General features: G+C 50.9%; 11 protein-coding genes. All 11 read left to right on the top strand.

The annotated features are described in order from the left end of the window. The first annotated feature begins 4 nt into the window (after positions 1–4). The 11 genes from OCU14_RS06055 to murQ all read left to right on the top strand — a co-directional run bounded on the left by OCU14_RS06055 (position 5) and on the right by murQ (position 12,037). Positions 5–307, top strand: a complete 303-nt coding sequence (locus OCU14_RS06055) for a hypothetical protein (RefSeq protein WP_261810241.1) — start codon at positions 5–7, stop codon at positions 305–307. A gap of 27 nt (positions 308–334) precedes the next feature. Then, positions 335–1,027 (top strand): 5'-methylthioadenosine/adenosylhomocysteine nucleosidase, encoded by a 693-nt coding sequence (locus OCU14_RS06050; protein ID WP_261810240.1) that lies wholly within the window; start codon positions 335–337, stop codon positions 1,025–1,027. A gap of 97 nt (positions 1,028–1,124) precedes the next feature. After that, positions 1,125–2,249 (top strand): cysteine desulfurase family protein, encoded by a 1,125-nt coding sequence (locus OCU14_RS06045; RefSeq protein ID WP_373875077.1) that lies wholly within the window; start codon positions 1,125–1,127, stop codon positions 2,247–2,249. Between the two features lies 1 nt (position 2,250). Further along, positions 2,251–2,595 (top strand): DUF1831 domain-containing protein, encoded by a 345-nt coding sequence (locus OCU14_RS06040; RefSeq protein WP_261810238.1) that lies wholly within the window; start codon positions 2,251–2,253, stop codon positions 2,593–2,595. A 197-nt stretch (positions 2,596–2,792) separates the two neighbouring features. Further along, a complete protein-coding gene (gene mnmA / locus OCU14_RS06035) occupies positions 2,793–3,920 on the top strand; it encodes a tRNA 2-thiouridine(34) synthase MnmA (RefSeq protein WP_261810237.1) in 1,128 nt (375 codons plus the stop codon). Positions 3,921–4,185: 265 nt separating this feature from the next. After that, entirely contained in the window at positions 4,186–4,845 is a 660-nt protein-coding gene (locus OCU14_RS06030) for a histidine phosphatase family protein (protein ID WP_261810236.1), read from the top strand. A gap of 8 nt (positions 4,846–4,853) precedes the next feature. Beyond that, positions 4,854–5,549 carry a tetratricopeptide repeat protein gene (locus OCU14_RS06025; protein ID WP_261810235.1) on the top strand — a complete coding sequence of 232 codons (696 nt, stop codon included), beginning with the start codon at positions 4,854–4,856 and terminating at the stop codon, positions 5,547–5,549. Positions 5,550–5,567: 18 nt separating this feature from the next. Continuing rightward, positions 5,568–8,102, top strand: coding sequence for an SF1B family DNA helicase RecD2 (gene recD2 / locus OCU14_RS06020; protein WP_261810234.1), 2,535 nt, complete (start codon positions 5,568–5,570; stop codon positions 8,100–8,102). A 95-nt stretch (positions 8,103–8,197) separates the two neighbouring features. Next, positions 8,198–9,169 (top strand): ribose-phosphate diphosphokinase, encoded by a 972-nt coding sequence (locus OCU14_RS06015; RefSeq protein ID WP_261810233.1) that lies wholly within the window; start codon positions 8,198–8,200, stop codon positions 9,167–9,169. Positions 9,170–9,280: 111 nt separating this feature from the next. Continuing rightward, positions 9,281–10,927 carry a peptide ABC transporter substrate-binding protein gene (locus OCU14_RS06010; RefSeq protein ID WP_261810232.1) on the top strand — a complete coding sequence of 549 codons (1,647 nt, stop codon included), beginning with the start codon at positions 9,281–9,283 and terminating at the stop codon, positions 10,925–10,927. Between the two features lie 198 nt (positions 10,928–11,125). Beyond that, the gene (murQ, locus tag OCU14_RS06005; protein WP_261810231.1) at positions 11,126–12,037 is read left to right on the top strand and encodes an N-acetylmuramic acid 6-phosphate etherase; all 912 of its coding nucleotides are present in this window, start codon (positions 11,126–11,128) and stop codon (positions 12,035–12,037) included. The last annotated feature ends 60 nt before the right edge of the window (positions 12,038–12,097 follow it).

Raw genomic sequence — 12,097 nt, 5'->3', positions numbered from 1 at the left:
AGCAGTGCCTTCAAATGACTGGCAAGACCCTGATGACCGTCCGAAAACTCGGGCGGACTACCGCCGAGAACAGGAACAAGCTGAAAAGGACTTTCAGGAACGGGATCGCAAGCGGGTTCAAGTCGAGCGAAACTATGCCCGGCAGCATGGCAATCCTAGCGATGACGACCCTGAAGAACCGGACATGGCCCAGCGCGTCAAACCGGTCGACGACAAGCAGAAACGCTTGGGTCGACGCTTGAACTGGGCAATTTTTTGGCTCGTTCTGTTAATTTTGGTGGTTTATGGGATTTTATTCTTTTTGTAAACTAGATTAAGGAGTGGAGAACACCACATGACATTCGGAATTATTTGCGCCATGGAAGAAGAAATTAAGGAACTACACGAGGCTTTGTCAGATGCCAAAACAACCGACATTCACGGTTTAGAGTTCTATGAAGGCCAGATCAGCGGTCAGTCCGTGGTCTTGGTTCGTTCTGGGATTGGTAAAGTCGAAGCTGGTTTAACGACGGCCTTACTGATTACCCAATTCAACGTTGATCTCGTGATCAATTCTGGTTCGGCTGGGGCCTTGGCTCCCGACTTGAACATTGGGTACGTGGTGGTTTCCACCGAAACGGCTTACCATGATGCCGATGCTCGGGCCTTTGGCTATGAATATGGCCAATTACCGCAACAACCAGCTCGGTTCGAAGCGTCGAAAGAATGGGGCGAAAAGATCGTGGCGGCCGCTGCCGATACGGGCTTAAAGACCAAGCTGGGTCTGATCGTTTCCGGTGACCAATTCTTAAACAGCCCCGAGACGATTAAGGCCATCATGGGTCACTTCCCGGACGCCTTATCCGGTGAAATGGAAGGCGCCGCAGTGGGCCAAGTGGCTCACCAATTTGACGTGCCTTACGTCGTTGTTCGCGCCATGTCTGACAATGCCGACAATGATTCCGGTGTTAACTTTGATGATTTTATTATTGATGCGGGCCACCGTTCCGCACAAATGTTACTGGCCTTGTTAGCCGCACAGAACTAACCTGGCCCTTCAGGAGGTTTTTAGGGTGCAAGAGATTCACATTGATAACAGTAATGCCGTCCGGGAAATCTACCTGGACAACGCCGCCACCACACCGATGGCGCCGGAAGTTTTAAATGAGATGGTTGATAAGATGGCGAATGTTTACGGGAACGCGTCGACCCTGTATGGTTTAGGTCGGCAAGCGCACACCGTAATGGAAAACAGTCGTCAGGTCATCGCCAACAGCATCAATGCTGCCAGCGATGAAGAGATCATCTTCACCAGTGGTGGGAGTGAGAGTGACAACACCGCTGTGACGCAAACGGCCATTGCCCGTCAGAGCCTGGGAAAGCACATCATTACCACGGCTATCGAACACGAGGCAATTTTGAAACCTCTGCATGCGTTGGAGGAACAAGGCTTTGACGTGACCTATCTGCCCGTCGATGAGCACGGTCGGATCAGTTTGGATGACTTCAAGGCGGCCCTGCGTGATGACACAATTCTTGTGACCATCATGATGGGGAACAATGAGGTTGGAAGTCGGATGCCGATTCATGAGATCGGTGAGATCTTAAAGGACCACCAAGCCTGGTTCCATACCGATGCCGTTCAGGCCTATGGGTCACTGGACATCGACGTGCAACGTGATCATATTGATCTGTTGTCGACGTCGGCTCACAAGATTAATGGGCCTAAGATGATTGGTTTCCTTTACAAGCGCGAAGGGATTAACTTCCCCAGCCTGATCAAGGGTGGGGACCAAGAAGAGAAGCGTCGGGCCGGTACCGAGAATGTTCCAGCTATTGCGGGGATGGCTACGGCTGCCAAGTTGTTAACGGCTGACGCTAAGGCCGAGAAGCGGGCCCGTTTTCATGGCTTTAAGGACCAGGTCGTGGCGGGATTAACCGCCAATGGCGTGGACTTTGCCATTAACGGATCACTCGAAGGCGAGAACCTGGAACATGTCCTAAACATTTGGATTAAGGGCATCTCCACTTATGTCATGCAGACTAACCTAGACTTGGCGGGGATTGCCGTTTCTGGGGGCTCAGCCTGCACGGCGGGTTCAATCGAACCCTCACACGTGCTGACCGCCATGTTTGGTGCGGACAGCCCACGGATTGCCGAATCCATTCGGTTATCCTTTGGATCACAAACGACGAGTGCAGACATTGACGCCTTTATCGAAAACGTCAGTGCCATCGTCAAGCGACTTTCAAAGAACGAGGTGAAGTAACATGTTATTTAAGAAGGAAATGCAAGTTGATGGGGATACGGATGTCTATGAATTACATCCCAACATCAAGGCCTATGCCTTAAAGGATGTGGGCTTCCAGGTTTCTAACGCAGGTAACTACACGTTGGAACGGTCGGTTGATCCAACCTCACCCTACAACAAAAATCAAATGCTTAAGGTCGTTGTGTCAAAGGACCTGACTGGGTTCAAGATGTCGACAACCAATGCTTCCGGTAATGCCCGGGTTAACATTTTCAAGGGTATCCATGCCGAGGGTAACGTCGAACAGTATCACTTCATTATCCAGAACTTATTGGATCGTGAAATTTTACAAAAAAAGGCGTAAAGCCATGATAATTGACGTTCCCATTCGCTGGGGACGTCAATTTTTATGCGATTTAGGCCAGTCAAAATGGTGGGACTTATGAAAAGATACGCCAGGCTTGCAATCGTCGGATAAAATAGGTAAACTAGGCAATACTGGATTTATGCGACCTTCAAATCGTAGATTCTCCAGAATCTGATAGAAATGATGGTGATACCATGCAGGACAACAGCCAAACACGGGTTGTCGTTGGTATGAGTGGCGGGGTCGATTCCTCCGTTGTCGCTTTGCGGTTAAAGCAGCAGGGTTACGACGTGATCGGCGTCTTCATGAAGAACTGGGACGATACGGACGAGAACGGTGTCTGTACCGCAACCGAGGACTACAAGGACGTAGCAAAGGTTGCCGCTAAGATTGGCATTCCTTACTATTCCGTTAACTTTGAAAAGGAGTACTGGGACCGCGTGTTCACGTACTTCTTGGACGAGTACAAGAAGGGGAGAACGCCCAACCCCGATGTTATTTGTAACAAGGAAATCAAGTTCAAGGCATTTCTGGACTATGCTTTGGAATTAGGTGCGGACTACATCGCAACGGGTCACTATGCACAGTTGACTCGTGACGAGGATGGTCATGCCCACTTGATGCGGGCCGTTGACCAGAACAAGGATCAGACGTACTTCTTGAGTCAGCTCTCCACGGAGCAGTTGGATCGCGTGATGTTCCCAATCGGGGACCTCGTGAAGCCACAGGTTCGTGAGATTGCTAAGGCGGCCGGTTTGGCCACTGCTGATAAGAAGGATTCCATGGGGATCTGCTTTATCGGTGAGAAGGGTCACTTCAAGGACTTCTTGAACACCTACCTGCCAGCCAAGCCCGGCAAGATGATGACCGTTGATGGTGAGATCAAGGGCGACCACGCCGGCTTGATGTACTATACCATTGGTCAGCGTCGTGGCCTGGGTATCGGTGGTGACGGTGAGGACAACGAGCCTTGGTTCGTGATCGGTAAAGACCTCACGAAGAACATTCTTTACGTGGGGAAGGGTTACCACAACGAGCACCTGTACGCAACCCACCTGTCTGCTTCTGACATCCACTGGGTGAACACGATTGACCGCGGTACTGATTTCCATTGCACAGCCAAGTTCCGGTACCGTCAAAAGGATACTGGTGTGACCGTTCACTTGAGCGATGACGGCCAGCAGGTCACGGTTGAATTCGATGACCCAGCGCGGGCAATTACGCCTGGCCAGGCTGTCGTCTTCTACAACGGTGACGAGTGCTTAGGGAGTGCCATTATTGACGCTGCCTACAACAAGGACCGCGAGTTACAATTAATCTAATTTCTAGAAGGATCCCCGTCATCGCAACGATGGTTGGGGTTCTTTTGATTTGGTGCGATTTTCGCAGGGTTACGTCTTTGAAAATTCCGTGAAAACTGGCATAATAGAACCTGTGTGTGCCAGTGACTGGGAAGTCTGTCAGTCACCGGTACGATAACGGTGTTCGGTTAGGGTCGCCAAGGCTTTCGGCTCGACCAACTGACACGATTAATCAGCATTTTTACAAAAATAAGGCATATGATCAGAGAAAGTGAGGCACCAAGGTTTGAAATTATACTTCGTGCGACATGGGAAGACCCAATGGAATCTGGAGGGCCGGTTTCAGGGCGCTGGTGGCGATTCTGAGCTGTTAACGGCAAGTTACCAGCAAATGATTCAGGTGGGACGTTACCTGCGTCCTGTCGCCTTTCAGCACGCCTACGCCAGCCCGATTAAACGGGCACGGGTTACCGCGCAGCGCGTGATTAAGGCGGCCCACCAACGGGTGCCGTTGACCTTGCTGAGTCAGCTAGAGGAATTTCATCTGGGAAAGCTTGAAGGGATGGCCTTTACGGACGCCCAACAACAATTTCCAGAGGAACTTGCGGCCTTTCACGAGCATCCCGACCAGTATCGCACCGATCGGATCGGCGGCGAGACTTTTGAAGAAGTCATTGCTCGCATGACGCCGGCAATTCGCCGGATTGTTGCGGCCAACGATGATCCACAAGCCAACGTCTTGGTCGTGAGCCACGGCGCGGCCCTGAATGCGGAAATCAATGCTTTACTAGGCACACCGATCGCGGATTTAAGGAAACGCGGTGGGTTACGGAATACCAGTCTAACAATCTTGGAAACCACGGATGATGGTCAAACCTTTAAGTTATTGGACTGGAACAATACAAGTTTTCTGACGGCGGAAGCTACGCCAACGGATACGATTTAGGTGGCAGTATGACTGAAAAAAAGCAAGGTCGGGAACGTGACCTAAAAAAAGAACGTTCAGAACAAATGGTTCACAAATTGGTTCAACACATTGACGGTCACCCCGGGGATGCCGATGCCTATTATGAATTAGCAACGGTCTTAGTTGATCTGAATTCGTTTGATCAGGCCGAAGAGCTACTCATGAAGGCGTTGGGTTTATTTGCGACGCAGCCAGAAACAGTCGAAAAACTCCATTATGGCTTGGGTAACGTCTATTACGCTGCTCAGGAATATCCTAAGGCGATTGCGCAGTTTGATCAGTTGGGTCAACAGCTCAAGGGAGCCGGTTATTTGATGTTGGCTCAGAGCTACATGGCGAGTGGCGATCACAAGCGGGCCCTGGTCTTTGCCTTGACGGCGCTCGCCAGTCAGCCCCAGGATGCGGCGACGCTCCAACTCGTGGCTGAGAACCTGTTGGCGCTGGGGAATATGGCCCAGGCTGCCACGTACTATGACCAGTTGTTAGCGATCGTCCCTGATAGTGGTCGGGCCAACTTTGACCGTGGCCTCGTTGCCATGGTTCAAGGTGAACCTTACCAAGCTTACTTTGATCAGGCCAAACGAGAAGATCCCACCTATTATGAAAAAGGGCAGCAACGGCTGGCTGATATTGAACGATTCGTTCAAACCCAACGGGGAACGGATCAAGACAAGGACAAGTAGCGTAAGGAGGCTGACAGCATGACCACCGAATCAATGGATCTACTAGCGGGCGACCAGGGAACGCAGGCCGACTATGTGGTGGGCACCGTCAGCGCCATTTTCTTCACTAGTCAGGACAGTTTTTACAAGGTCATGTTGGTGAAGGTTTCAGAGACCAGTCTGGATTGGCACGAGGATGAAATCGTGGTGACGGGTAACTTCGCCGACATCAAAGACGATGTGACCTATCGTTTTACCGGCAAGCGGGTCGAACATCCCAAGTACGGGGTTCAATTTCAGGCGGATAATTATCAGAATGAAACGCCAACTTCCCGTAGTGGGGTGGTCGCCTATCTTAGTGGCCCAGACTTCCCAGGCTTAGGGAAGAAGACGGCCGAGAAGATTGTGGATGCCCTGGGAACCAACGCGATCGAACTTATTTTAGACGATAGTAACGTGTTGGCCCCCTTGAAATTGTCACCGAAGATCGTGGCCACACTGGTGAGCCAACTGCAAACGAATAATGGGATGGAACAAATTATCATCGGTCTCAATAGCTATGGTTTCGGGAGTACCCTGGCGGCGGCCATCTATAACCGTTACCAAGAAAAAACCCTCGATGTAATTCATGAGAATCCCTACCAGTTGGCCGAAGAGATTACCGGAGTCAGTTTCAAACGAGCCGACCAGATCGCCACGCAGTTGGGTTATGCGGCCGATCGTCCAGAACGCTTGCAGGCGGGTCTCCTTCAGACGCTGACGGACTTGTCCGTGGCTAATGGGGATACCTTTACCACGGCAAAACCGCTGTTGAATCAGGCGTTGAGTCTATTAGAGAATTCGCGTAACGTGCGGTTGAACCCGCAAACCTTGGCGGATCAGCTCTTAGAGTTGGCCAAGCAACAGAAGGTCGTGGGCGATGACCAACGCATTTATCTCAAGGCTCTGTACGATGCGGAATGGCAGGTTGCTGAGCATTTGCAGCGACTGCTTCAAGCGGACACCCCACAACACGAGTATGATGAGAAGAGCATTGCCAAGCAGATTCGAATTGTAGAGAAGCAGTTGGACATTGTCTATGATGAGTCGCAAACGGCAGCTCTGGCGGCGGCTGTGCAGGCGAAGATTCTACTGCTAACCGGGGGACCCGGAACCGGGAAAACCACGATTATTCGGGGTCTGGTTCAGCTGTATGCCCGGCTCAATGACTATTCTTTAGATATTAATGAGTATAAGGATCGGCCGTTTCCAATTCTATTGGCGGCGCCGACTGGCCGGGCAGCTAAGCGGATGAGCGAAGCCACCGGGCTACCGGCCAGTACGATTCACCGGCTACTGGGATTGACGGGTCGCGAGGCCGATCTGGATGCCGCGGCAACGAAGGATCTCGAGGGAGGACTCTTGATTGTCGACGAGGTGTCGATGGTTGACGTCTACCTGATGAAAACCCTCCTACGGGCGGTGCCCGTGGGGATGCAGGTCATTTTCGTCGGTGATAAGGACCAACTGCCTTCGGTGGGGCCCGGTCAGGTTTTCCACGACCTGTTAGCCAGTCAACAATTGAAAAAGATTCAACTGGATACCATTTACCGACAGGGGGATGGGTCGTCGATTATTCCGTTGGCCCATGCCATCAAGGACGGACGGTTACCGGCAGACTTTACGCAGAACCAAAAGGACCGGTCGTTCATCGCCTGTCGCACGAACCAAGTGGAAGGGGTCATCGACCAGATCGTTGCCAAGGCCCACGCTAAGGGCTTCACGGCCAGTGACATTCAAGTCCTCGCCCCGATGTATCGGGGAGCGGCCGGGATCGATCGGTTGAACGTGGTGCTTCAGGACATCTTGAATCCCCGTAAGTCGGAACGGCAGAAGCAGGTCGAATTTCGCCAGCAGCAGTTTCGAATTGGAGATAAGGTGTTGCACCTGGTGAACAGTCCCGAAAACAACGTCTTTAATGGCGATATCGGGACCATTACCGGGATTGATTTGGCGAGTGACAAGCACAGTAAGGTCAAGTCAGATCAACTCACGATTGCCTTCGAACAGACGGAAGTGACTTACGCGCGTAACGATTGGAATCGACTGACGTTGGCCTATTGTATGTCGATTCATAAGGCCCAAGGGTCTGAATTTAAGATGGTGATCTTACCTATGGTCGCCCAGTATAACCGCATGCTTCAGCGCAATCTGTTGTATACGGCCGTGACCCGGGCCGCCGATATGCTGATTTTACTGGGAGAGCCGCAGGCCTTTGAAACCTGTGTGACGAATCTCTCGGTGAACCGGCACACCACGTTGAGTGAGCGGATCGCGACGGTCTTGGATCCGGATGGTGAACATGTGCAAACGCCAGCCTCCAGTGCAGCAGTGGAACCACAGGCTGCAGAGACTGAAAAGGCCGATGAGCCGGTTGCGACAGCTGAGCCAACGGCGACACCGGAAACCTCATCGACAGAGGAGACACAACCGGCGTCAAACCGGTTAACATTTGCCATGATTACGGGTCGTCAGGTCGATCCGATGATTGGGATGGCTGGTGTGACCCCGCAACAATTTATGGCAAAGCCCTAAAAGTCTGGCTTAAGCGTTGCGTTTACGGAAAAAGATTGCGATAATATAGGCAGTAAAATATAAACGAATTGTGGTGAACCCACTGGGAGGCTGTTATGGCAGAACATGTCGAAGCTGGAAAAATGAAAGTCTTTGCGTTGAACTCTAACCGGCCACTCGCTGAAAAGATTGCGAAGGCCGCTGGCGTAACGCTCGGTAAAGCAACGATCAAACACTTTAGCGATGGTGAAATCCAGATTAGTATCGACGAAAGTATTCGGGGCGATAAGCTCTTTATTATTCAATCCGTCTCAGATCCGGTGAACACCAATCTGATGGAACTCTTAATCATGGTGGATGCTGCTCGCCGAGCAAGTGCCGCTAAGATTAACGTTGTCATCCCGTATTACGGTTATTCACGTGCCGACCGCAAGGCCCGTTCACGTGAACCAATTACCGCAAAATTAATTGCGTCACTGCTCCAAATGGATGGGGTCGATCGTGTGATTGCCCTAGATCTTCATGCGGCGCAACTACAAGGTTTCTTCGATATTCCCGTTGACCACTTGCAGAGTGATCACCTATTGACGAGTTACTTTGAAAAAAGTCCAGATCTCGTTGATGAGGACATCGTTGTCGTGGCCCCGGATCACGCTGGTGTCAGTCGCGCTCGGCGGTTAGCGGAATTATTGGGTGCCCCGATTGCCATTATTGATAACCGGACGGATACTGAAAATGCGGCTCATCCGGATGCCGTGATTGGGGACGTTCGTGGCAAACACGCCATCCTGGTCGACGACATTATTGACACTGCCTTGCGGATTACCGTCTCGGCAGAAGCCCTCATGGCTGCTGGAGCGGCAGACGTTTACGCCTGTGCGACCCATGCTGTGCTGTCTGGTGATGCTGTGAAACGGATTAACGCCTCTTCATTGAAGAAAGTGGTCTTCACCGATTCGATTCAGTTGCCAGCAGAGAAACAAAGTGATAAATTTGTGATCTTGTCGGTTGGCGACCTGTTTGGTCAAGCCATCGACTTGATTTACCATCAGGAACCGGTCGATTCCTTATTTCACCGGGTTCCCTAGAACTTAAACGATAGTGAGTTAGGACGAGAACCGTCACTCTGGTGATGGTTCTTATTTTGTGATGATCCGGGATTTAGCAGTTTTATTAAATATTGAGGAGTGACCAAGATTTTGAAGGGTAAAAGAATTGTGGCCTTAATTGGCCTGACGATGGTTATGGTTGGCGCACTCAGCGCTTGTGGCCAGTCATCGTCATCCAAGTCAACGGGGAAGCTGGCTAGCAAACAGGTTGTGAAGTTGGCAACCAAGTCAGAAGTGACCACGTTGGACGTGTCAAAGGCCTCGGATTCGACGAGTTTGACACAGCTGTACCATACGCAAGAGGGGCTGTATCGTCTCGGTAAGAATGAAAAGGTCATTAACGCCATGGCAACGAAGACCACGGTCAGCAAGGATGGGACGCAGTATACCTTTGATTTGCGACACAATAACCGTTGGAACGACGGTAGCCGTGTGACGGCCAAGGACTTTGTCTATTCCTGGCAACGGACGGTTAATCCCAAGACGGCGGCCGAATACGCCTACCTGATGGCCGGGATCAAGAACTATGACCAGGTTCAAAGTGGCAAATTAGCGCCAAGTCAGTTGGGCGTTAAGGCAACGGGCAAGTATCAACTACAAGTTACCCTGAGCAAACCCGTGGCTTACTTCAAGCTACTACTGGCCTTTCCAACCTTCTTCCCACAAGAACAAAGCGTGGTTGAAAAGTATGGCAAGGACTACGGACATGGTAGCGAAAAGACGGCCTATGATGGCCCATTTACCATGACCAAGTGGCAGGGGACCGATCAGAACTGGACCTTGGTGAAGAACCGCCATTTCTGGGATAAAAAGCAAATCACCTTGCAACAGATGAAGTTCCAAGTGGTGGCCGATCCTTCAACCGGACTGAGTCTCTACCAGAAGCATGAACTAGATGCGACAACGCTGGATGGGACGCAGGTCGCCAACATGAAGAATAGCCCCGAAATGAAGACCTTCGTTGGGGGTACCATGTACTACATGCAGATGAACCAGAAGCGGGTGAAGGCCCTGAAGAACGTTAAGGTTCGTCGGGCGTTGTCCTTGGCCGTCAACAAGCAACAATTGGCCAAGAAGGTTCTACGGGATGGTTCACAGGCCCCTCAAGGGTTTGTTTCGAACAATCTGAGTCGTAACCCCAAGACCAAGACAGACTTCGCTAAGGATGCTTACGTGAAGTCTGGCGTGGCCTACGATCTGAAGCAGGCCAAGAGCCTGATGAAAGCTGGCTTGAAGGAGAGCAAGACGTCAACGTTGGACCTCAGCCTGATGACCGACGATACCTCAGTAAGTAAGACGGTGGCCCAATACATTCAGGCCGAATTACAGAAGGTGCCAAATGTAAAGATTAGTATTCGCACGTTGCCTTACAAGACCCGGCTGAGCCGTTCGGCTGCCGGTGACTTTGACCTGGTCCTGACGAACTGGGGAGCCGACTTTGCGGACCCAATTAACTTCCTGTCATTGATGCAAACAGGGAACACCAACAACAATGGTGGGTTCTCAGATGCCACATATGACAACGATTTGAAGCGCTCTGAAAATCAGGATGCCAATCAGCCTGAGGCACGTTACCAAGATCTGGTGCACGCCGAGAAACGCTTGATGGCCCAACAAGGGGTTATTCCACTTTATCAACCCGCAACTGTTGAAATGTGGAACACCAAGGTTTCTGGTTATGTTTGGAATCCAGCCGGTATGAGTCGTGGTTATCAATGGATGAAAGTTGAACAATAAAAACGAGTGACATGAAAGAAAGTTGAATGATTGAAAGTCCGAGAAATTTTCCCGGGCTTTTTTTGTAAAATCAAGTCAAAATCAGGGGGAATTGAAATGGTCGTTGAAATTATCTGGAAAACATGTTATACCTAACATAGTAATCATGAAAGCGAATACATTATTCGCCATACATAGTGAAAGTTGGAGGTCTACACGATGCATTTTGATGACTTGCTCACGGAACAACGAAATCACCGCTCGACCCATATTGATCGGGAATCGACTTTGGAAATGGTGGCAACCATTAATCGCGAGGACCACCGAGTGGCGCGTGCGGTACAAAAACAATTACCTGAAATTGCCGCGGCGATTGATGCCGCATTCCCTAAGTTCGACGATGGTGGCCGATTGATTTATGTCGGTGCCGGAACGTCAGGTCGATTAGGGGTTATTGACGCGACGGAGTTACAACCAACCTATGGTTTGACGGCCGAGCAAACCTTTGGCTTGATTGCCGGGGGCACCGAGGCGTTGACCCATACCATTCAAGCGGTTGAAGATTCACCGGAACTGGCGCAGGATGATTTGGCGGCAGTTAACCTGGGACCTAAAGATGTGGTGATTGCCAGTGCCGCATCGGGGCAAACGCCATACACGGTGAGTGCCTTACAATTTGCTCAGGATCAGGGTGCTTTGGGTATTGGGTTCTCGTGTATTGAGGACAGTCCGTTGGCCAATCTTGCCGACTATCCAATCACCCCAGTTGTGGGACCAGAAGTCATTACTGGGGCCACTTTGTTAAAGGCCGGGACCGCTGAAAAAATGGTCTTGAACATGTTGTCCACGGGCATTATGGTTAAATCTGGGAAGGTTTATCAGAACCTGATGATTAACGTGGTCCCATCAAATGGGAAGACCTTTGAGCGGGCCAAGAAGATCATTGCCGAGGCTACTCAGACGTCAACCTTGGCTGCCGAACGTGCCTTAGACCGTGCTGGCAATAACGTTCCCTTGGCGATTGTCTTAATCGAAACCAAGGGCACGATTGCTGAGGCCAAGGCACTGTTGGGTGCCACCAACGGTCACGTTTCACAAGCGGTTAAGTTAAACGATAGTCAGCAAGATTAACTTGTCTTCTAGCCATTAGGGGCTACTGTGCCAAACGCACGGCCAGTCGCTAGTGGTTTT

The sequence above is a fragment of the Levilactobacillus humaensis genome, from assembly GCF_024345185.1.
Taxonomy (GTDB): domain Bacteria; phylum Bacillota; class Bacilli; order Lactobacillales; family Lactobacillaceae; genus Levilactobacillus; species Levilactobacillus humaensis.
This window is presented reverse-complemented; position numbering and strand designations above follow the sequence as displayed.